The organism is Streptomyces sp. NPDC037126 (genome assembly GCF_055605965.1).
In genome coordinates, this window is record NZ_JBVJTD010000027.1 from 62,624 (window position 1) to 87,256 (window position 24,633).

A 24,633-nucleotide genomic window follows, 5' to 3' on the forward strand; every position below is an offset into this window, starting at 1 on the left:
ATGGGCAACGAGCAGAAACTGCGGGACTACCTCAAGCGGGCCGGCGCCGACCTGCAGCGCGCACGGCAGCGGGTGTCGGAACTCGAGGCCGCCGCCGCCGAGCCGATCGCCATCGTCGGCATGAGCTGCCGTTACCCCGGCGGGGTCGCGAGCCCCGAGGACCTGTGGGCCATGCTCGTCGAGGAACGGGACGGCATCACCGGGCTGCCCGGCGACCGCGGCTGGGAACTCGACCCGGGGGACGGACCCACCGAGGTGTACGGCGGTTTCCTCCAGGGCGCCGCCGACTTCGACCCCGACTTCTTCGGGATCTCGCCCCGTGAGGCCCTGTCCATGGACCCCCAGCAGAGGGTGCTCCTGGAGGCGTCCTGGGAGGCCTTCGAACGGGCCGGCGTCGACCCGGTCTCGCTGCGCGGCACCCGGACCGGTGTCTTCGTGGGCGCGATGCCCCAGGAGTACCGCACCGGCCCCGACGACGACGTCCAGGGCTTCGTCCTGACCGGCAACGCCACGAGCGTCGTCTCGGGCCGGCTGTCCTACTTCTTCGGCGCCGTCGGACCGGCCGTGACCGTGGACACCGCCTGCTCCTCCTCCCTCGTGGCCCTGCACCTGGCCGCCCAGTCGCTGCGCTCGGGGGAGTCCGCCCTCGCCCTGGCCGCGGGCGTCACCGTGATGTCCAGCCCGACGACCTTCGTCGAGTTCGCCCGTCAGGGCGGCCTCGCCGCCGACGGCCGCTGCCGCTCCTTCGCCGACTCCGCGCAGGGCACCGGCTGGTCGGAGGGCGTCGGCGTCCTCGTCCTGGAGCGGCTCTCCGACGCCCGCCGCAACGGGCACCCCGTCCTCGCCGTGGTGCGCGGCTCGGCCGTCAACCAGGACGGCGCCAGCAACGGACTGACCGCGCCCAACGGCCCCTCCCAGCAGCGCGTGATCGAGCAGGCGCTGGTCAACGCCCGGCTGTCGGCCGACCAGGTCGACGTGGTCGAGGCCCACGGCACCGGCACCACCCTCGGCGACCCCGTGGAGGCGCAGGCGCTCCTCGCGACGTACGGACAGGACCGGGACGCCGAACGCCCGCTGCTGCTCGGCTCGGTGAAGTCCAACATCAGCCACACCCAGGCCGCCGCCGGTGTCGCCGGCGTCATCAAGATGGTGCTGGCGCTGCGGCACAACCTGCTGCCGAAGACCCTGCACGTGGACGAGCCCTCCACGCACGTGGACTGGACGGCGGGAGCGGTGCGGCTGCTCACCGAGCCGACCGCCTGGCCCGAGCGGGACGAACCGCGCCGCGCCGGTGTGTCGTCCTTCGGCCTCAGCGGCACCAACGCCCACGCCATCATCGAGCAGGCGCCGCCGGCCGAGGACGCCGAACCGCAGTCCGCACCCGCGGTGGAGACCACCGGGACGGCGCTGCCCTGGCTCGTCTCCGGACGTACCCCCGAGGCCCTGCGCGCCCAGGCCGCCCGGCTCGGCTCCTTCCTGCGGGACAGCCCCGGCCTGCCCGCCGCCGACCTCGCCCGCTCCCTGGCCACCACCCGGGCGGCCCTGGAACACCGGGCCGTGATCACGGCGGCCGACGCCGGGGCGGCGGCGACGGCACTCGCCGCGCTCTCCGAGGGCGACACCGCGACCGTCCCGCAGGGCAGCACACACGGCCGCCCCAAGCTCGCCCTCCTGTTCTCCGGGCAGGGCTCGCAGCGGCTCGCCATGGGCCGCGAACTCGCCGCCCGCTTCCCGGTGTTCGCGCGCGCCCTCGACGAGGTCCTCGCCCACTTCGACTCCGGGCTCGACCGCCCGCTGCGCGACGTGCTGTTCGCCGACGGGGACGGCGCCGACGCCGCGCTCCTGGACCGGACCGGGTACGCGCAGCCCGCTCTGTTCGCGATCGAGGTCGCCCTGTACCGGCTGGTGGAGTCCTTCGGCGTCCGGCCGGACTTCCTCGCCGGGCACTCCGTCGGCGAGATCGCCGCCGCGCACGTCGCCGGCGTGTTCAGCCTCGCCGACGCGGCCGCCCTCGTCCTCGCCCGCGGCACCCTCATGCAGGCGCTGCCCGCGGGCGGCGCGATGATCGCCGTACAGGCCACCGAGGCCGAGGTGCTGCCCCTGCTGGAGGGCCGCGCGGACCTCGTCTCCCTCGCCGCCGTCAACGGCCCGGGCGCCGTCGTCGTCGCGGGCGCCGAGGCCGAGACCGAGGCCGTCGCCGCCCACTTCGCCGGGCTGGGCCGCAGGACGAACCGGCTGCGGGTGTCCCACGCCTTCCACTCGCCGCTCATGGAGCCCATGCTCGACGCGTTCCGCGCGGTGGTCGCCGGACTGTCGCCGCAGGCCCCGGTGATCCCCATCGTGTCCACGCTCACCGGCGCCCCCGCCACCGTCGAGCAGCTGACCTCGGCCGACCACTGGACCGAGCACGTCCGCCGCACCGTACGCTTCGCCGACGCCCTCACCTGGCTCGGCGACCACGGCGCGGGCCTCTTCCTCGAAGTCGGCCCCGACGGCGTGCTGTCCGCCCTCGCCCAGGCCGCCCTGGAGTCCGACGAGCCCGTCACCGCCCTGCCGGTGCTGCGGCCCGGCCTGGGCGAGACCGACACCCTCACCGAGGCCCTCGCCGGACTGCACGTCCGCGGGGTCCGCATCGACTGGGCGGAGTACTTCGCCGGCACCGGCGCCCGGCGCGTGGACCTGCCGACGTACGCCTTCCAGCACCGCAGGTACTGGCCCAGGACCGCGCTGAGCCGTACCGGTGACGTCCGTGGCGCGGGCCTCGGCGCGGCCCACCACCCGCTGCTCGCCGCTGCCGTCTCCCTCGCCAACTCCGACGGCCTGCTGCTCACCGGCCGGCTGTCGTTGCGCACGCACCCCTGGCTCGCCCAGCACGCCGTGCGGGGCACCGTCCTGCTGCCCGGCACCGCCTTCCTGGAACTGGCCGTCCGCGCGGGCGACGAGACCGGCTGCGACCGCGTGGAGGAGCTGACGCTGGCCGCGCCGCTGGTCCTGCCCGAACTGGGCGGCGTCCAGGTGCAGGTGTGGGCAGGGAGCCCCGACGAGTCCGGCCGCCGCACCCTCACCGTCCACTCCCGGCCCGACGGCGCCGACGACCAGCCGTGGACCCAGCACGCCGCCGGCGTCCTCGCCCCGGCGGACCCGGCGGCCGCGCGCGAGACCGTGTTCCCGGAGTCCGCCACCGGCAGCTGGCCGCCCGCCGGCGCCCGCCCGCTCGACACCGGCGACCTTTACGAGCGGCTCGCCGAACTCGGCTTCGGATACGGCCCGATGTTCCAGGGTCTGCGCGCCGCGTGGCGGCACGGTGACGACGTGCTCGCCGAGGTGGCACTCCCCGACGGCAGCGACGACACGCGCTCCTTCGGACTGCACCCCGCCCTGCTCGACGCCGCCCTGCACGGCTCGGCCTTCCTCGACCTCGGTGAACACGGCCGCGGCGGAGTGCCCTTCTCCTGGCAGGACGTGGCCCTGTACGCCGAGGGCGCGCGCGCCCTGCGCGTCCGGCTCTCCCGGGCCGCCGACGACGCCGTGTCCCTCGCCGTCGCCGACACCGAGGGACGTCCCGTCGCCTCCGTGGGGTCGCTCGTCCTGCGCGCCCTGCCCGACGCACGGCAGACCGCCGCCACCGCCCTGGCCCGCGAGGCCCTGTTCGAGCTGCGCTGGACCCGCATGCGGGGCGCGGCCCCCACCGCACCCCCCGCCCCCACCGCACCGGTCGCCTCCTCCGCGCCGGCCCCCACCGCACCCGCCTCGGTCGCCGTCCTCGGCGACGACCCCTTCGGCCTCGGTACGCCCCTGGCCGCCGGCGCGCGCCCGGTACCCGCCGTCGTGCTCGCCCCCGCCGTGGGCGACCCGGCCGCCGACCCCGCCGCGTCGGCACACGCCCTCACCGCGCACGTCCTCGACCTGATGCAGACCTGGCTCGCCGACGAGGCGAGCGCCGACTCCCGGCTCGTCCTCGTCACCCGCGGTGCGGTCGCCGCCGCCGAAGGCGAGGGCGTCATGGACGCCGCGGGCGCCGCCGTCTGGGGCCTGGTGCGCTCCGCCCAGGCCGAACACCCCGGCCGCTTCGGCCTGTTGGACCTCGACCCTGATTCCCCGGGTGTCCTGCCCCCGCAGGCCCTGACCGGCGACGAGCCGCAACTGGCCGTCCGGGACGGCTCGGTGCTCATGGCCAGGCTCGCCCGCGCCCGGCACACCGACGCGGCCCCGGGCGCCGACTGGAACCCCGACGGCACGGTCCTCGTCACCGGCGGCACCGGAGGCCTCGGCCGCGCCCTCGCCCGCCATCTGGTCGAACAGTACGGCGTACGGCACCTGTTGCTCGCCGGGCGCCGCGGTCCGACCGCCCCGGGGGCCATGGAACTCGCCGGCGAGCTGCGCGCCCTCGGCGCGGACCGAGTGGCGATCGAGTCCTGCGACCTCGCCGACCGCGCGGCGGTCGACCGGCTGCTCGCGGCCGTGCCCGCCGGGCACCCCCTGACCGCCGTGGTGCACTGCGCGGGCGTCCTCGACGACGGCGTCGTCGACTCGCTCACCCCCGAGCGGATCAGCTGCGTGCTGCGCCCGAAGGCCGACGCCGTGTGGCACCTGCACGAGGCCACCCGCGACCGCGGCGACGACCTCGCCGCCTTCGTCGTCTTCTCCTCCCTCTCCGGTTCCGCCGGCGCCCCGGGACAGGGCAACTACGCCGCCGCGAACGCCTTCGTCGACGCCGTCGTGTCGCTGCGCCGGGCCACCGGACTGCCCGGCCAGTCGCTGGCCTGGGGCCCGTGGGCCCCGGCCGCCGGCGCCTCCGCCGACGGCATGACCACCACCCTGACCGAGGCCGACCTCGAACGGCTCGCCCGGACGGGCACCCCCGCCCTGTCCGAGCAGGACGGCCTCGCACTGTTCGACGCCGCCCTCGCGCACGGCGCCCCCGTGCTGCTCCCCGCCCGCCTGGACCTGCCCGTCCTGCGCGCCCTGGGAGACGTACCGCCGCTGCTGCGCGGCCTCATCCGCACCCCGGCCCGGCGCTCCGTCGTGGCCGGCTCCGAGGCGGCTGCGGGCCTCGTCCAGCGCCTGGCCCGGCTCGACGCCACGGCCCGCACCGAGGCGGTCGTGGACCTCGTGCGCGCCGAGGTCGCCGCGGTCCTGCGGCACGGCGGACCCGAGGACGTCGACCCGGCGCGCCGGTTCCAGGACCTCGGCTTCGACTCGCTGACCGCCGTGGAACTGCGCAACCGGCTGCGCACCGCCACCGGCCTGCGTACCTCCGCCACCGTGATCTTCGACTACCCGACGGTCACCGCGCTCGCCGCGCACGTCCTCGACGAACTCACGGGTGAGGACGGCCCCGCCGCGGCCGCGGCCCGTCCGGCCGAGCACGGCGACGACCCGATCGTCATCGTCGGCATGAGCTGCCGCTACCCGGGCGGGGTCGCCTCGCCCGACGACCTGTGGCGGCTGCTGCGCGAGGGCACCGACGCCGTCTCCGGTCTGCCCACCGACCGCGGCTGGGACCTCGACTCGCTCTACGACCCCGACCCGGACCACCTCGGCACCACCTACACCCGCTCCGGTGGATTCCTGCACGACGCCGCCGAGTTCGACCCGGCCTTCTTCGGCATGAGCCCGCGCGAGGCCCTCGCCACCGACGCCCAGCAGCGCCTGCTCCTCGAGGCCTCGTGGGAGGCGATCGAGCGGGCCGGGATCGACCCTGTGGCGCTGCGCGGCAGCCGGACCGGCGTGTTCGCGGGCGTCATGTACAACGACTACGCGGCCACCCTCGCCGACGAGCGCTTCGAGGGCCACCAGGGCAGCGGCACCTCGCCGAGCATCGCCTCCGGCCGCGTCTCGTACGTCCTCGGCCTGGAGGGCCCGGCCGTCACCGTCGACACCGCCTGCTCCTCCTCGCTGGTCGCCCTGCACTGGGCGATGCAGGCCCTGCGGGCGGGGGAGTGCACCCTGGCGCTGGCCGGCGGTGTGACCGTGATGTCCACGCCCACCTCCCTGATCGAGTTCGCCCGGCAGCGCGGGCTGTCTCCGGACGGCCGCTGCAAGGCGTACTCCGACGGCGCCGACGGCGTCGGCTGGGCGGAAGGCGTCGGTGTCCTCGTACTCGAACGGCTCTCCGACGCCCGCCGCAACGGGCACCAGGTCCTGGCCGTCGTGCGCGGCTCCGCCGTCAACCAGGACGGCGCCAGCAACGGGCTGACCGCGCCCAACGGCCCCTCGCAGCAGCGGGTCATCCGGCAAGCGCTCGCCGGTGCCGGACTGACCACCGCCGACGTCGACGTGGTCGAGGGGCATGGCACCGGCACCACCCTCGGCGACCCCATCGAGGCCCAGGCCCTGCTCGCCACCTACGGCCAGGACCGCGACGCCGAACGGCCCTTGCTGCTCGGCTCGGTGAAGTCCAACATCGGGCACACGCAGGCCGCCGCCGGTGTCGCGGGCGTCATCAAGATGGTCCTGGCGATGCGCCACGGCGTCGTGCCGCGCACCCTGCACGCCGGGCAGCCCTCCAGCCACGTGGACTGGGAGGCCGGGGCCGTGGAACTGGCCGCCGACGAGGCGCGGTGGCCCGAGACCGGCAGGCCGCGCCGCGCCGGTGTCTCCTCCTTCGGCATCAGCGGCACCAACGCGCACGTGATCCTGGAACAGGCCCCGCAGCCGTCCCCGGCCGCGCGGCCCCGGCCCGTGGACGCCGGCCGCGTGACCGTCTGGCCGCTGTCCGGCCGCAGCCGCGCGGCCCTGCGCGACCAGGCCGCCCGGCTGCGCGCCCACGTCGATGCCCGGCCGGAACTCGACCCCGCCGACATCGGCCTGTCCCTCGCCACCACCCGGTCCGCCTTCGACCACCGTGCCGCCGCGACCGGTGACCGCACCGACCTCCTGCGCGCGCTGACCGCGCTCGCCACCGGCGACACCGACCCCGCCCTGGAGACCGGCGAGAGCGCGGGCACCGGCAAACCCGCGCTGCTGTTCACCGGCCAGGGCGCCCAGCGCCCTGGCATGGGACGTGCACTGTACGAGCGCTTCCCGGTGTTCGCCGCCGCGCTGGACGAGGCCCTCGGGCACCTGGAACAGGACACCGACCGGCCGCTGCGCGACGTCCTGTTCGCGGCCGAGGACTCGCCCGAGGCCGGGCTGATGGACCGCACCGGGTACGCCCAGCCGCTGCTGTTCGCCGTCGAGACCGCCCTCTTCCGGCTGCTCACCTCCTGGGGTGTGCGCCCCGGCGCACTGCTCGGCCACTCCGTCGGCGGGATCAGCGCCGCGCACGCCGCCGGTGTGCTGTCCCTCGCGGACGCCTGCACGCTGGTCGCCGCCCGCGCCCGCCTGATGCAGGCGCTGCCCGAGGGCGGCGCCATGGCGTCCCTGGAGGCCACCGAGGACGAGGTCCTCGCGCGCCTGCCGGAGTCCGGTGCCGTGTCCGTCGCCGCGGTCAACGGCCCACGCGCCGTCGTGATCTCCGGCGACGAGACCGAAGTCCTGTGCCTCGCCGAGCAGTTCGCCGCGGACCGGCGCCGCACCAAGCGGCTGCGGGTCAGCCACGCCTTCCACTCGGCCCGCATGGAACCCATGCTGGAGGAGTTCCGCCGGGTCGCCGAGACCCTCACCTACAGCGCGCCGAACCTGCCCGTCGTGTCCGACCTGACCGGCGAACCCGCGACCGGCGAGGAACTGTGCAGCCCCGGCTACTGGGTCGAGCACGTCCGCCGCACCGTCCGCTTCGCCGACGGTGTACGCGCCCTGCGCGCCACCGGCGCGACCACCTTCCTGGAGGTCGGCCCGGACGGCGTGCTGTCCGCGCTCGCCGAGGACGTCCTCGCCGCCGACACCGTGGTGCAGACCGTGCCGCTGCTGCGGGCCGGGCACGGCGAGGAACGGTCCGCGGCCGTCGCCCTCGCCCGCCTCCACGTGCGCGGGATCCCCGTCGACTGGGCCGCCCACCACGCCCCCGGCGGTGCCCGCACCGTCGAACTGCCCACGTACGCCTTCCAGCACGAGCGGTACTGGCCCGAGACCACCGCTGCCCCCGCCGCCACGGCAGACCCGGCGGACTCCGCCCTGTGGGGTGCCGTCGAGCGGGGCGACACCGACGGGGTGGCCGCGCTGCTCGGACTGCGCGACGAACAGCACGCGGGCCTCGCCTCCCTGCTCCCCGCGCTCACCTCCTGGCGCCGCGGCCGGCACGAGAAGACCCTGCTGGACACCGCCCGCTACCGCGTCCGGTGGACACCGGTCCGCGCGAGCGCCGCGCCCGTCCTGGAGGGCACCTGGCTCGTGCCGACCACCGCCGCCGTCGACGACGGCGGGCTGCTGGAAGCCCTGCGCGGGCACGGCGCCCGCTTCGAACTACTGGTCCTCGACGACGCCTGCCTCGACCGCGACACGCTCGCCGCCCGCCTCACCGAGGCCGGAGCCGCGGACGCGGCCGGCTTCCTGTCGCTGCTGCCGCTGGCCGACCAGGGCCCCCTCACCGGACGCGGGCTGCCCGCCGGACTCGCGCTCAGCGTGGTCCTGGCCCAGGCGCTCACCGACACCGGGGCGAGCGCCCCGCTGTGGACCGTCACCCGCGGCGCCGTGTCCACCGGCGCCGCCGACCCGCTCACCGAGCCCGTCCAGGCCGCCGTCTGGGGCCTGGGCCGGGTCAGCGCCCTCGAACGCCCCCAGGCCTGGAGCGGACTGGTCGACCTGCCGCCCGTCCTGGACGCACCCGCGGTGCAGCGGCTCGTCAGCGCCCTGGCCGCGCCCACCGCCGACGCCGAGGACCAGATCGCGCTGCGCGCGACCGGGTGCCTGGGCCGCCGCCTGCTCCGCAGGCCCGCCGCCGAACTCCCGCACGAGAGCGACGTCACCGTTCGCGGCACCGTGCTGGTCACCGGCGGCACCGGCGCCCTCGGCGCCGAGGTGGCCCGCTGGCTCGCCCGCGCCGGTGCCGCGCACCTCGTCCTGACCGGCCGACGCGGCCCCGACGCCCCCGGAGCCACCGAACTCGCCGCCGAACTGAGCGACTTGGGTACGGACGTCACCCTCGCCGCCTGCGACACCGCCGACCGCGAGGCGCTGGCCGCCCTGCTTGCCGCGATCCCCGGGGACCGGCCGCTCACCGGCGTGATCCACGCCGCCGGCGTCGGGCAGGCCGCTCCGCTGGCCGCCACCCCGCTCACCGACGTCACGGCCACGGCCGAGGCCAAGATGCTGGGCGCCGCCCACCTCGACGCCCTGCTCGCCGACCACGACCTGGACTTCTTCGTCCTGTTCTCCTCCGTCGCCGGGGTCTGGGGCAGCGCCGGGCAGAGCGCCTACGCCGCCGCCAACGCCTATCTCGACGCCCTCGCCGAACACCGCGCCGCCCGCGGTCTGGCCGCCACCTCGGTGGCCTGGGGACCCTGGGCCGACGCCGGCATGGCCACCCACGAGGCCGTCACCGACAGCCTCACCCGGCAGGGCCTGCGCTTCCTCGCGCCCGCCACCGCGCTCGCCGAACTGCGCCGCGCCGTCCTGCGGCGCGAGGTGACCGTCACCGTCGCGGACGTCGACTGGGAGACGTACGTCCCCGTCTTCACCGCCTCCCGGCCCAGCCGGCTGTTCGGCGAACTGCCCGAGGTGCGCCGGCTCGCCACGGCCGGCGAGAGCCGGGACGCCGCCGCCTCCGTGTTCGTGACGAAGCTGCGCGGCCTGGACCAGGACGAGCGGCAGCGCACGCTCGTCGACGTGGTCCGCCGCGAGGCCGCCGCCGTCCTCGGGCACGCCTCCGCCGAGGGCGTCGCCCCCACCCGCGCGTTCCGTGACGCCGGATTCGACTCGCTGATGGCGGTGGACCTGCGCAAGCGGCTGGTCGCCCTGACCGGACTGCCACTGCCCAGCACCATGGCCTTCGACCACCCGACACCCGTCGCCCTCGCCGCCTTCCTGCGCGACGAGATCGCCGGCGCGGACCACGCGGCCACCGCCCGGACCGCGGCCACCGGCCGGTTCGACGAGCCCATCGCCATCGTCGGCATGAGCTGCCGCTTCCCCGGCGGCACCGGCAGCCCCGAGCAGTTCTGGCAGCTGGTCGCCGAAGGCACCGACGCCATCTCCGAGTTCCCCGTCAACCGCGGCTGGGACACCGGCCTGTACGACGCGGACCCCGACGCCACCGGCAAGGCCTACTCCACCCAGGGCGGATTCCTCCACGAGGCGGGCGAGTTCGACGCGGGCTTCTTCGGGATCTCGCCGCGCGAGGCCCTCACCATGGACCCGCAGCAGCGCCTGCTCCTGGAGAGCACCTGGGAGGCATTCGAGTCCGCGGGCATCGACCCGACGTCCGTCCACGGCAGCGCCACCGGCACGTTCATCGGATCCACGTACCAGGAGTACGGGATCGGCATGGACGACTCCTCCGCCGGGCACGCCGTCACCGGCACCAGCCCCAGCGTCCTGTCCGGCCGGCTCGCCTACCTGTTCGGCCTGGAGGGACCGGCGGTCACCGTGGACACCGCCTGCTCGTCCTCCCTGGTGGCCCTGCACCTGGCCTGCCAGTCGCTGCGCAACGGCGAGAGCGACCTCGCCCTCGCCGGCGGCGCCACCGTCATGACCAACCCCAACGCGTTCATCGCGTTCAGCCGGCAGCGGGCCCTGGCCGCCGACGGCCGCTGCAAGGCCTTCTCCGAGGCCGCCGACGGCATGACCCTCGCCGAGGGCGTCGGCGTCCTCGTCCTGGAACGGCTCTCCGACGCCGAGGCCAAGGGACACGACGTCCTCGCCGTCGTCCGCGGCTCCGCCATCAACCAGGACGGCGCCTCCAACGGGCTCACCGCCCCCAACGGGCCCTCCCAGCAGAGGGTCATCCGGCAGGCCCTCGCCAACTCCGGCCTCACACCCGCCGACATCGACGCCGTCGAGGCACACGGCACCGGCACCGCCCTCGGCGACCCCATCGAGGCCCAGGCCCTCCAGGCCGTCTACGGACCGGACCGCGACCCCGAACAGCCGCTGCTGCTCGGCTCGGTGAAGTCCAACATCGGCCACACCCAGTCCGCCGCCGGTGTCGCGGGCGTCATCAAGATGGTCATGGCGCTGCGCCACGGACTGCTCCCGCGCACCCTGCACGCCGACGAGCCGTCCTCGCACATCGACTGGACACCCGGCACCGTCTCCCTGCTCACCGCCCCCACCGCATGGCCCGAGGGCGAGCGCACCCGCCGCTGCGCCGTGTCCTCCTTCGGCATCAGCGGCACCAACGCCCACGCCGTCCTCGAAGAGGCACCCCGCCGCGCCGAACCGCCCGCCGCCGAACCGGCCCCCGCGAACGCCCCCGCCGTCCCATGGGTGCTGTCCGCGCGGACCCCCGGCGCGCTGCGCGCCCAGGCCCAGCGGCTCACCGACCACCTCACCGCGCATCCCGGGCTCCGGCCCGCGGACGTCGGCCACTCCCTCCTCACCACCCGCGCCCTCCTCGACCACCGTGCGGTGGTCGTGGGCACCGGAACCGGCGAACTGCGCGCCGGCACCGAGGCCCTCGGCGCCGGCGCGCCCTCGGCCACCCTGGTCCAGGGCACCGCCGACCTGGACGGCAGGACCGTCTTCGTCTTCCCCGGCCAGGGCTCCCAGTGGACCGGCATGGCCGCCCAACTCCTCGACGAGTCAACGGCGTTCGCCGAGCGGCTGCACGAGTGCGCCGCCGCGCTCGCCGCGTACACCGACTGGAACCTCGTGGAGGTGCTGCGCCGGGCCGACGGCGCGCCCACCCTGGACCGCGTCGACGTCGTCCAGCCCGCCACCTTCGCCGTGATGGTGTCCCTCGCCCACCTGTGGCGCTCCCACGGGGTGCGGCCCGACGCGGTCGTCGGCCACTCCCAGGGCGAGATCGCCGCGGCGGTCGTCGCCGGCGCCCTGAGCCTGGACGACGCGGCTCGTGTCGTCGCCCTCCGCAGCCAGGCCATCGCCCGTGTCCTGGCCGGCTCCGGCGGCATGGTGTCCGTGCCGCTCTCGCCCGCCGAGACCGAGGAACGCCTCGCCGAACGCGGCGGCGGCATCGCCGTCGCCGCCGTCAACGGCCCCCGCAGCGTGGTGGTGGCGGGACCGCCCGACCAACTGGACGCCCTCGTCGCGGACCTCACCGCGCAGGACGTCCGCGCCCGCCGCATCGCCGTCGACTACGCCTCGCACTCCGCGCAGGTCGAACTGCTCCAGGACGAACTGCTGACGGCCCTGGCACCCGTGCGCCCGCGCCCGGCCGAGGTGCCGTTCCTCTCCACCGTCACCGGCGACTGGCTGGACACCACGGCCATGGACGCCGGGTACTGGTACCGCAACCTGCGGCAGACCGTCCGCTTCGCGCCCGCCGTCGAGGCCCTGCTCGCCGCGGACCACCAGTTCTTCGTGGAGGTCAGTCCGCACCCGGTGCTCACCATGGCGGTGCAGGCCACCGCCGAGGAGACCGGCCGCCGGGCCGCCGCCGTCGGCACCCTGCGCCGCGACCAGGGCGGCCGCGGCCGCTTCCTGACCTCCCTCGCCGAGGCCTTCGTACGCGGCGCCCGCGTCGACTGGACCCGTGTCCTCGACGGCGGCGGAGCCAGCCGGGTCGCCCTGCCCACCTACGCCTTCCAGCGCGAGCACCTGTGGGCCGTACCCGCCCGGCCGCGCGGCGGACAGGGCGAGGAACAGCCCCTGGACGCCGGGTTCTGGGACGCCGTGGAGCAGGAGGACGTCGAGTCACTGGCCGCCGGCCTCCACCTCGACCAGGCCACCCTCTCCCCGGTGCTGCCCGCCCTGACCGCGTGGCGGCGGCGCAGCCGCGACCGCTCCACCGTCGGCTCCTGGCGCTACCGGCAGACCTGGAAGCCGCTCGGCGGCCTCGCCGCCACCCCCGTGACGACCGGTACCTGGCTCGTCGTCAGCGGCCGCACCCCGGCCGCCCCCGACGTCACCGACGCGCTGACCGCCGCCGGCGCCGACCTCAGGCACCTGGTGCTGGACGAGACGTGCCACGACCGTACGACGGTCGCCGCGCGCCTCACCGAAACCCTCGCGGACGGCATCGAGTTGACCGGGGTCGTGTCCCTCCTGGCCGCCGACGAGGCGCCGAGCGAGGCGCACCCCGCCCTGTCCGAGGGCCTCGCCCACACCCTTATCCTCGTCCAGGCCCTCGGCGACACCGGCCTCGGCGCACCCCTGTGGTGCCTGACCCGCGGCGCGGTCTCCACCGGCCGCGCCGACCGGCTCACCCACCCGGTCCAGGCCCAGATCCACGGCCTGGGCTGGACGGCGGCCCTGGAGCACCCCGACCGCTGGGGCGGTGTCGTCGACCTGCCCGAGACGCTCGACCGGCGCGGCGCGGAGCGCCTCGCCGCCGTCCTCACCGGCGCCACCGGCGAGGACCAGATCGCCGTGCGCCCCTCCGGCGTGCTCGTCCGCCGCGTCACGCCGGCAGGCCCCGCGAGCACCGGCGGGAACAGCGGCTGGCACCCGCGCGGCACGACGCTCGTCACCGGCGGCACCGGCACCCTCGCCCCGCACCTCGCGCGCTGGCTGGCCCGCCAGGGCGCCGGGCACATCGTGCTCACCAGCCGCCGGGGACCCGACGCGCCCGGCACCGGGGAACTGGTCGCCGAACTCGAACAGCTCGGCGCCGAAGCCGAGTTCCTGGCCTGCGACCTCACCGACCGCGACGCCGTCGCCGCACTTCTCGACGGACTGAAGACCGCCGGCCGCACCGTACGGACCGTGGTGCACACCGCCGCCGTCATCGAGCTGGCCACCCTGGAGGAGACCAGCACGGAGGCCTTCGCCAAGGTCATCGACGCCAAGGTCACCGGCGCCCGGCACCTCGACGAACTCCTCGACGACGACGAGCTCGACGCGTTCGTCCTCTACTCCTCCACCGCCGGCATGTGGGGCAGCGGCAGGCACGCCGCCTACGTCGCGGGCAACGCCTACCTCAACGCGCTCGCCGAGCACCGCCGCGCCCGCGGTGCCCACGCGACCGCCGTCTCCTGGGGCATCTGGTCCGACGACCTCAAGCTCGGCCGCGTCGACCCGGGCCAGATCCGCCGCAGCGGGCTGGAGTTCATGGACCCGCAACTCGCCCTCGCCGGACTGCGCCAGGCGCTGGAGGACGACGAACAGGTCCTGGTCGTCGCCGACATCGACTGGGACCGCTACCACCCGGTGTTCACCTCCGGGCGCCCCACCGCGCTGTTCGAGGACGTGCCCGACGTCCAGCGCCTCACCGTCGATGCCGAACGTCCCTCCTCCGATGGCGAGTTCGTGGCACGGCTGCGCGCCCTCGCCACCACCGAGCAGGACCGGACGCTGCTGGACCTCGTCCGCGCCGAGGCCGCCACCGTCCTCGGGCACGCGTCCCCCGACGTCCTGTCCGAGCACCGGGCGTTCCGCGACGTCGGCTTCGACTCGCTGACCGCGGTCGACCTGCGCAACCGGCTGGCCACGGTGACGGGCCTGACCCTGCCCAGCACCATGGTGTTCGACTACCCGAACCCGCTGGCCCTGGTCGCGTTCCTGCGCGGCAGGATCGCCGGCCCGGACACGGCCGGCCCCGCCGCGCCCTCGGCCGCCGTCGCGCGCACCGACGACGAGCCCATCGCCATCATCGGCATGAGCTGCCGCTACCCCGGCGCCGTCGCCTCCCCCGAGGACCTGTGGAACCTCGTCGCCGCCGCCGGCGACGCCATCGGCGAGTTCCCCCTCGACCGCGGCTGGGACACCGACGGCCTGTACGACCCGGACCCGGACGCCCCGGGCCGCACCTACTCCACCCGGGGCGGCTTCCTCGCCTCGGCCGCCGACTTCGACGCCGCGTTCTTCGGCATCTCGCCCCGCGAGGCCCTGGCCACGGACCCGCAGCAGCGGCTGCTCCTGGAGACCGCCTGGGAGGCCCTGGAGCGCGCCGGCATCGACCCGGCCGGTCTGCGCGGCAGCCGCACCGGCACCTTCATCGGCGCCAGCTACCAGGACTACACCGTCGGCGGCTCCGGCCAGGACGGCGCCGAAGGTCATCTGATCACCGGCACCATCCCCAGCGTCCTGTCCGGGCGGATCTCCTACACCTTCGGCCTCGAAGGCCCCGCCGTCACCCTGGACACCGCCTGCTCCAGCTCGCTGGTGGCCCTGCACCTGGCCTGCCAGTCGCTGCGCAACGGCGAGAGCTCCCTCGCCCTCGCCGGCGGTGTCAGCATCATGGCCACGCCGAACGCCTTCGTCGGCTTCAGCCGGCAGCGCGCCATGGCCACCGACGGCCGCTGCAAGGCGTACGCCGACGCTGCCGACGGCATGAGTCTCGCCGAGGGCGTCGGCCTCGTCCTGGTGGAACGGCTCTCCGACGCGCTCCGCAACGGACACCGGGTGCTGGCCGTCGTACGGGGCTCCGCCGTCAACCAGGACGGTGCCAGCAACGGGCTCACCGCGCCCAACGGCCCCTCCCAGCAGCGCGTCATCCGGCAGGCCCTCGCCGACGCGGGCGTCGCCGCCACTGACGTCGACGCCGTGGAGGGCCACGGCACCGGCACCCGGCTCGGCGACCCCATCGAGGCCCAGGCCCTGCTCGCCACCTACGGCCAGGACCGGCCCGCGGACCGGCCGTTGCTGCTGGGATCGGTGAAGTCGAACATCGGCCACACCCAGATGGCCTCCGGCATCGCCGGAGTCATCAAGATGGTCATGGCCATGCGCCACGGCGTCCTCCCGCCGAGCCTGCACATCGACCGGCCCTCCACCCACGTGGACTGGGCCGAAGGCGCCATCGAGCTGCTGACCGAGCCGCGCCCCTGGCCCGAGACCGGCCGCCCGCGCCGCGCCGGTGTCTCCTCCTTCGGCCTCAGCGGCACGAACGTCCACACCATCCTCGAACAGGCCCCGGCCGCGGCGGACACCGCGGACCACGAGGGCGGTCCCGACGACTCCGCGCCGCGGCGGGCGCCCGCCCTGCCCGTGGTCCTCTCCGCCCGCTCGGAGACGGCCCTGCGCGCCCAGGCGGAACGGCTGCTCGGCTTCCTCGGCGCCCTGCCCGGGCTGCCGCTCACCGACCTGGCCGCCTCCCTGGCCACCACGCGCGCCGCGCTCGACCACCGCGCCGCCGTCGTGACCGAAGGCACCGACGGCCACGACGGCCTGGTCCGCGCCCTGACCGCGCTGCGGGACGGCCGTCCCGACGGCGGCCTCGTCACCGGCCGCACCACGCGCGGACAGCTGGCCTTCCTCTTCACCGGTCAGGGCAGCCAGTACGCCGGCATGGGCCGCGAACTGTACGACGCCCAACCGGTGTTCGCCGACGCACTCGACGCGGTACTGGCCCGCTTCGACCTCGCGGACCTCGGCACGGACCACTCGCTGCGCGAGGTGCTCCTCGCCGAGGAAGGCAGCGAGACCGCCGCCCTCCTCGACGACACGGCCTCTACCCAGCCCGCCCTGTTCGCACTGGAAGTGGCCCTGTTCCGGCTGCTGGAGTCCTGGGGCGTGCGGCCCGGCGCCGTCGCCGGGCACTCGATCGGCGAGCTGTCCGCCGCCCATGTCGCGGGTGTGCTCTCCCTGGAGGACGCCTGCACCCTCGTCGCGGCCCGCGCCCGGCTCATGGCCGCGCTGCCCGGCGGCGGCGCCATGGTGTCGCTGGAGGCGGCCGAGGACGAGGTGCTGCCGCTGCTGGCCGGCCACGAGGACCGCATGGCGCTCGCCGCCGTCAACGCGCCGCGCTCCGTGGTCGTCTCCGGTGACGAGGAACCCGTCCTGGAACTGGCCGCCCGACTCGCCGCGCAGGGACGCCGCACCAAGCGGCTGCGGGTCAGCCACGCCTTCCACTCCCCGCACATGGACGGCATGCTCGACGCCTTCACCCGAGTGGCCCGCGGGCTCACCTACCACCCGCCGGTGATCCCGCTCGTCTCCACGGTGACCGGAGCGACGGCCACCACCGAGCAGCTGACGGCCCCCGGGTACTGGGCCCGACAGGTCCGCGCCACCGTGCGCTTCGCCGACGCCGTGCACACCCTCACCGACCAGGGCGCCGCCACCTTCCTGGAACTCGGCCCGGACGGCGTGCTCACCGGAGCCGTCGGCGCCACCACGGGCGACACGGACACGCCCCCCGCCGCGGTACCCGCGCTGCGCCGCGGCCGCGAGGAGGCACCGACACTCACCACGGCCCTCGCCACCCTGCACACCCGGGGCGTACGCATCGACTGGGGCGCGGTGTTCGCCGGCACCGGCGGACGGGTCCTCGACCTGCCGACCTACCCGTTCCAGCGGCAGCGCTACTGGCCCGAGGCCCTGCCGGCGGCACCCGCGGCCGCGTCCGACCCCGTGGACGCCGAGTTCTGGTCCGCCGTCGAGCGGGCCGACCTGCCCTCCCTCGGTGCAGGCCTCGAACTGGACGACGACACCGTGGCGGCGATGGTGCCCGCGCTGTCGGCATGGCGACGCAGGCGCCGCGAGGCGTCCACCGCCGACAGCCGGCGCTACCGGATCACCTGGAAGCCGCTCACCGGCACGGACTCGGGAACCCCCCTCACCGGGACCTGGCTGTGCCTGCTGCCCGCGGGCACCGACGCGCCGGCCGCGCTCCTCGACGGCCTCGCCTCCGACACCGTACGACTGGTCCGCGCCGAGCTGCCCGTCGGCACCCAGCGTGCCGAACTCGCCGAGCGACTAGGTGAACTGACCGCCGAACAGGACCAGTTCGACGGCGTGCTGTCCCTCCTCGCGTTCCAGGACGACGGGCTGCTCGCCACGGCCGCCGCCGTGCAGGCCCTCGGCGACGCCGGCCTCGACGCGCCCCTGTGGTGCGTGACCCGGGGAGCCGTCCGCGTCGGCTGCTCGGACCGGCTCACCGCACCCGCGCACAGCATGGTGTGGGGCCTCGGCCGCAGCGCCGCCCTGGAACACCCCGAGCGCTGGGGCGGCCTGATCGACCTCCCCGAACGGCTCGACCCCGCCGTGACCCGGCGGGTGGCCGGCCTGCTGACCGGCACCACAGGTGAGGACCAGGCCGCGGTCCGGACCTCGGGCACCTACGTCCGCAGGCTCACCCGCCACCCCGTGGCGGACCGCCCCGCCGTCCGCGGCCTCTCCACGGCCGGCACCACCCTGATCACCGGCGGCACCGGCGGCATCGGCGCCCACGTCGCCCGCCGGCTCGCCGCACAGGGCGCCGAACACCTGCTGCTCGTCAGCCGGCGCGGCGAACAGGCCCCGGGCGCACGGGAACTGCTCGACGAACTCGCCGGACAGGGCACACGGGTCACCCTGACCGCCTGCGACACCGCGGACCGGGCCGCCCTCGCCGCCGTGCTCGCGGCCGTCCCCGAGGAGTTCCCGCTCGCCTCGGTGTTCCACGCGGCGGGCGTCGTCGCCGACGGCGTCCTGGACACGCTGACGCCCGAGTCCTTCGCCGCCGTACTCGGACCGAAGGTCACCTCGGCCCGCCACCTGCACGAGCTGACCCGCGACAGCGGCCTCGAAACCTTCGTCCTGTTCTCCTCGACCGCGGCCACCCTCGGCGCGGCCGGACAGGCCAACTACGCCGCAGCCAACGCCTTCCTCGACGCCCTCGCCGAACAGCGACGCGCCCAGGGCCTGCCCGCCACCTCCGTGGCCTGGGGCCCCTGGGCCGAGGCGGGCATGGCCGCCGAAGGCGCGGGCGTCGAAAACCGGGTCCGCCGCGGCGGCTACCTCCCGATGGCGCCTGCACCGGCCGTCACCGCGCTGCTGCACGCCATCGAACACGACGACACCACCCTGACCGTGGCGGACATCGACTGGGCGCGCTTCGCCCCGGTGTTCACCACCCTCAGGCCCAACCCGCTCGTCGCCGACCTGCCCGAAGTACGCGCCGCCGCACCCGCGCGGGACACCGGCGCGGCGCAAGGGGAGTCCGCACTGCGCGAGCGGCTCGCCACACTCGCCGAAGGGGCACGCCCGAAGTTCGTCCTCGACCTCGTGCGGACCCAGGTGGCCGCCGTACTCGGACACACCGACGCCTCCGCCGTCGGTGCCGACCAGGCCTTCACCGACCTCGGTTTCGACTCCCTGACCACCGTCGAACTCCGCAACACGCTCACCGCCACCACGGGCCTGCGCCTGCCCGCGACCCTCGTCTACGACCACCCGACCCCGCTCGCCCTCTCCACCCACCTGTTCGCCGAACTCGCCGACGGCGTACGCGAGTCCGGACGGGACACCGGCACGCGAACGCGCACGGCACCGGCGGTGGACGACGACCCGATCGCGATCGTCGGCATGAGCTGCCGTTTCCCCGGCGGGGTCGCCTCCCCGGAGGACCTGTGGCGGTTGCTGACCCGCGGCGAGGACGCCATCAGCACGTTCCCCGCCGACCGGGGCTGGGACCTCGACACCCTGGGCCGCGGCAACTCCGCGACGCTGGAGGGCGGCTTCCTCGACGGCGTCGGCCTGTTCGACGCCCGCTTCTTCGGCATCTCGCCGCGCGAGGCCCTCGCCATGGACCCCCAGCAGCGCCTGCTGCTGGAGACCTCATGGGAAGCCCTGGAGCGCGCCGGCATCGCCCCGGACACGCTGCGCGGCACCGACACGGGAGTCTTCGTCGGCACCAACGGCCAGGACTACATGACCGTGCTGCGCCGGGGCACCGCCGACGTACAGGGCCACGTCGCCACCGGCACCACGGCCAGCGTCATGTCCGGCCGGCTCTCCTACACCCTGGGCCTCGAAGGCCCGGCGGTGACCGTCGACACGGCCTGCTCCTCGTCCCTGGTGGCACTCCACCTCGGCGCCCGCGCGCTGCGGGCGGGGGAGTGCTCCCTGGTGCTCGCAGGTGGTGTCTCGGTGATGTCGAGCCCGGACGCGTTCGTGGAGTTCACCGCGCAGGGCGGCCTCGCCCCCGACGGCCGCTGCAAGGCGTTCGCCGACACGGCGGACGGCACGGCCTGGTCGGAGGGCGCCGGTCTGATCGTCCTGGAACGGCTGTCGGACGCCCGCCGCAACGGCCACGAGGTGCTCGCCGTCCTGCGGGGCGCCGCCGTCAACCAGGACGGCGCCAGCAACGGCCTGACCGCCCCCAACGGGCGCGCCCAGCAACGCGTCATCCGCCAGGCCCTCGCCGACGCGGGCCTGTCCCCGGCCGACGTCGACGCAGTCGAGGCCCACGGCACGGGCACCCCGCTCGGCGACCCGATCGAGGCGAACGCCCTGATCGCCACCTACGGCCACGACCGGCCCGGGGACCGGCCCCTCCTGCTCGGCGCCGTCAAGTCGAACATCGGTCACACGCAGGCCGCGGCGGGCGTCGCCGGTGTGATCAAGATGGTGATGGCGATGCGGCACGGGGTGCTTCCGCGCACCCTGCACGTCGGCGCTCCGTCCACCCACGTCGACTGGTCCGACGGTGCCGTCACCCTCGTGCGCGAGGAACAGGCGTGGCCCGGAACCGGACGGCCGCGCCGGGCCGGCGTCTCCGCCTTCGGCGTGAGCGGCACGAACGCGCACGTGATCGTGGAGCAGGCTCCCACGGTGGTGTCCCCGGGAATCGAGCCGGCTGTCGAGCCCGGTGTGGTGCCGTGGGTGGTGTCGGCGAAGTCCGAGGGCGCGCTGGACGCGCAGGTGCAGCGCGTCACGGCGCTGGACGGTGTACGTCCGCTGGACGTGGCCTTCTCCCTGGCGTCCGGGCGTGCGCGGATGGCGCACCGGGCGGTGCTGGTGGAGGGCGCCGAGATCGCGCGGGGTGTGGCGGTCGAGCGGTCGCCCGCGTTCCTGTTCTCGGGGCAGGGGGCGCAGCGGCTGGGCATGGGGCGTGAACTCTATGCGCGGTTCCCGGTGTTCGCGGAGGCGTTCGACGCGGTGTGTGCGGGGCTGGACCCGCACATGGACCGGTCGGTCCGGGACGTCGTGTGGGGCGAGGACGAGGAACTGCTGAACCAGACCGCCTATGCGCAGGCGGGGTTGTTCTCCGTGGAGGTGGCGCTGTTCCGGCTGGTCGAATCCCTGGGCGTGCGGCCGGAGTTCGTGGCGGGGCACTCGATCGGCGAGGTGGCGGCGGCGCATGTGGCGGGGGTGTTCTCGCTGGAGGACGCGTGCGCGTTGGTGGCTGCCCGGGGCCGGCTGATGCAGGCGCTGCCCGAGGGCGGCGCGATGCTCGCCATCGAAGCGACCGAGGACGAAGTGCAGTCCCTGCTTGGCGAGTTGGTGTCCCTTGCCGCAGTCAACGGGCCGTCGTCCGTGGTGGTTTCCGGCGCCCGGGAGGCCGTCGAGGCGATCCGTGTCCACTTCGAAGGGCTGGGGCGCAGGACGACACCGCTGCGGGTGTCGCACGCTTTCCACTCGCCGTTGATGGAGCCGATGCTGGACGACTTCCGTGCGGTGGTCTTCGGCCTCTCCTTCTCGCCTCCGGAGATCCCGCTGGTCTCCAACGTGACGGGTGGGGTGGCGTCCGCCGAGTTGGTGTGCGACCCGGAGTACTGGGTGCGGCACGTCCGTGAGACGGTCCGCTTCGCCGACGGGATCCACGCCCTGCGTGAAGCGGGCGCCTCCGCGTTCCTGGAGCTCGGCCCGGACGGCGTGCTCTCGGCCCTGGCGTCGGTGTCCCTGGAGGACCACCACGTCGTGGCCGTCGCCGCCCTCCGCAAGAACGCTTCCGAAGAGGCCGCGTTGGTCACGGCCCTCGCGCGGACGCACTGCGCGGGTGCCGACGTGGACTGGGCGCGGCTCTTCGACGGTACGGGAGCCCACCGTGTCGACCTGCCCACCTATCCCTTCCAGCGCGAGCTGTACTGGCCCGAGGCCGCGCCCGCACCGGCAACGGCCGCACCGGGCGCCGAGGACGGACGGCGCTACCGGATCACCTGGAAGCCGCTCACCGGCACGGCGGCGCGCGACGGCCGCGCGCCGTCCGGGACCTGGCTGGCGCTCGTACCCGTGAACCTCCCCGAGCACGAGGACCCGTGGGTCGCCTCCGTGCTCGAAGCCCTCGGCGCACACGCCGAACGTGTCGCCGTCGACGCGGCGGACCCCGACGCGTTCGCCGGGCGGCTCGCCGCACTCGCGGCGGACGGCGCACCGATCGCGGGCGTACTGTCCCTGCTCGCCGTGGACGGCCGCGCGGCCGAAGACGACGGCACCCTGCCGGCCGGGCTCGCCCGCCCGGACGCCCTCGCCCAGGCGCTGGCCGAGGCCGGAGTGGAGGCACCCGTGTGGTGCGCGACGCGGCACGCGGTGAGCGTCGGACGCTCCGACGCGCCCGCCGATCCCGCCCAGGCCGCGATCTGGGGCCTCGGCCTGGTCACCGCCCTCGAACACCCCACCGGATGGGGTGGCTTGATCGACGTACCGGACCTGCTGGACGAGCGCGCGGCGCGGCGGCTGCGCGCCACGCTGGCGGACCCGCACGGCGAGGACCAGCTCGCGCTGCGCGCCTCGGGCGTCTACGCCAGGCGCCTGGTGCGAGCCGTACCGGCGGCGGACGCGGGTGCGGACGGCTGGCGCCCGGGCGGCGCGGTGCTGGTCGTCGGCGGCGTCCAGGGCTTCGGCGGGCACACCGCCCGCTGGCTCGCGCGTCAGGGCGCCGGGCACGTGCTGCTGGCCGGCGCGACGGAGCCGGACGCGGACGCGGTGGCGGCGCTGGACGCCGAACTCGCCGAGCTGGGCGCCGGACTCACCGTCGTCACCGCCGACCCGGCCGACTCCGGTGCGCTGTCGGCGGCCCTCGACCGCGTGCCGGACTGGTACCCGCTGACCGCGGTGATCCACACCGGCCAGGGCGACGGGCCCGCCACGGACCCGGTCGGCCCCGGCCGTGTACGGGCCGGCGTCGAAGCCCTCGAAGCGGCGCTCGGCGACCGCACGCTCGACGCGTTCGTGGTGTTCGCCTCGATCGCCGGGACCTGGGGCGTGCGCGGACAGGAGGAGGGTGCCGCGGCGAGCGCCTACCTCGACGCCGTCGCACAGCGCCGCCGCGCCCGTGGCGAGACCGCCCTGTGCGTGGCGTGGAGCGCCTGGACGGACCTCGCCGACGGCTCCCTCGCCCGGCACCTGCGCACCAGCGGGCTGCCGCCCATGACGCCCGAGCGCGCCCTGGCCGAACTGGGCGGGGCCGTCGCCGCGGACGCCGGGTCCGTCACCGTCGCCGACGTGGTGTGGGAGCGATTCGCGCCCGCGTTCACGCAGACCAGGGCCACCGCACTGTTCGGGGAACTGCCCGAGGCGCGTGCCGCCCTCGCGGCGACCGGTGCACCGGTCGGCGACCCGGTGGACGGAGGGGGCACGGCGGCCGCCGCGCTGCGCGCCGACCTCCTCGCCCGCGCGGACGACACCGAGCGCCACCACCTGCTCCTGGCGCTCGTCCGCCACGAGGTCGCGGACGTCCTCGGATACGCGGACGCCGAGTCCGTCCCGCCCGGCCACGCCTTCCGGGACCTCGGTTTCGACTCACTGACCGCGGTCGACCTGCGCAACCGGCTCGGCACCGTCACCGGTCTGAAGCTGCCCGCCACCCTCGTCTTCGACCACCCGACCCCGGAGGCCCTCGCGGCACGGCTGCGGGCCGAACTGCTCGGCGAACGGGACACGGAGGACGCGGCCACGGTACGACGGGCCGCGGACGGCGGCACCGCCGACGACCCGATCGTCATCGTCGGCATGAGCTGCCGCTACCCCGGTGGCGTGCGCACCCCCGAGGAACTGTGGGACCTGCTGCGCACCGGCACCGACGCCATCGGCGACTTCCCCGCCGATCGCGGCTGGGACCTGGACCGGCTGGCCCGGGGCGACGCCGACGGCCGCGGCCGCAGCGTCACCCGGCACGGCGGGTTCCTGTACGACGTCGCCGACTTCGACGCCGCCTTCTTCGGCATCTCGCCGCGCGAGGCGATGATCGTCGACCCGCAGCAGCGGATCGTGCTGGAGGCCGCCTGGGAGGCGCTGGAACGCGCCGGGGTCGACCCGGCCACGCTGCGCGGCGGTGACACCGGCGTGTTCATCGGCGGCGGCAGCGGCGACTACCGGCCCTCCATCGGCGGGATCGGCCACGTGGAGACCGCCCAGTCCGCCAGCCTGCTGTCCGGCCGGCTGTCCTACACCCTCGGCCTCGAAGGCCCCTCGGTGACCGTCGACACGGCGTGCTCGTCCTCCCTGGTGGCCCTGCACCTGGCCGCGCAGGCCCTGCGGAGCGGCGAGTGCTCCATGGCGCTGGCCGGCGGCGTGACCGTCATGTCCACCCCCGTGGGCTTCGTCGAGTTCGGCGAGATGGGCGCCCTCTCCCCGGACGGCCGCTGCCGCGCCTTCTCCGACTCGGCGAACGGCACCGGCTGGTCGGAGGGTGTCGGCGTCCTCGTCGTCGAACGCCTCTCCGACGCCCGCAGCCGCGGCCACCAGATGCTCGCCGTGCTGCGCGGCTCCGCCGTCAACCAGGACGGCGCCTCCAACGGCATCACCGCCCCCAACGGACCGTCCCAGCGGCGCGTCATCCGGCGGGCCCTCGCCAACGCGGGCCTCACGCCCGCCGAGGTCGACGCCGTCGAGGCGCACGGCACCGGCACCACTCTCGGCGACCCGATCGAGGCGCAGGCGCTGCTGGCCACGTACGGCCAGGATCGCGAGCCCGGACACCCGCTGCTCCTCGGCGCCCTGAAGTCCAACATCGGCCACACCCAGGCGGCTTCGGGCGTCGCCGGAGTC

1 protein-coding gene (running past one end of the window) is annotated in these 24,633 nt (G+C 75.6%); it reads left to right on the forward strand.

Annotated elements, in window-relative coordinates:
- Nucleotides 1-24,633, forward strand: the 5' portion of a protein-coding gene (locus tag ACZ7FF_RS38145) for a type I polyketide synthase (protein ID WP_470818440.1). The gene runs 3,744 nt beyond the window's last position; 24,633 of the gene's 28,377 nt are visible here — the first part of the coding sequence; the start codon lies at nt 1-3; the stop codon falls past the right edge of the window.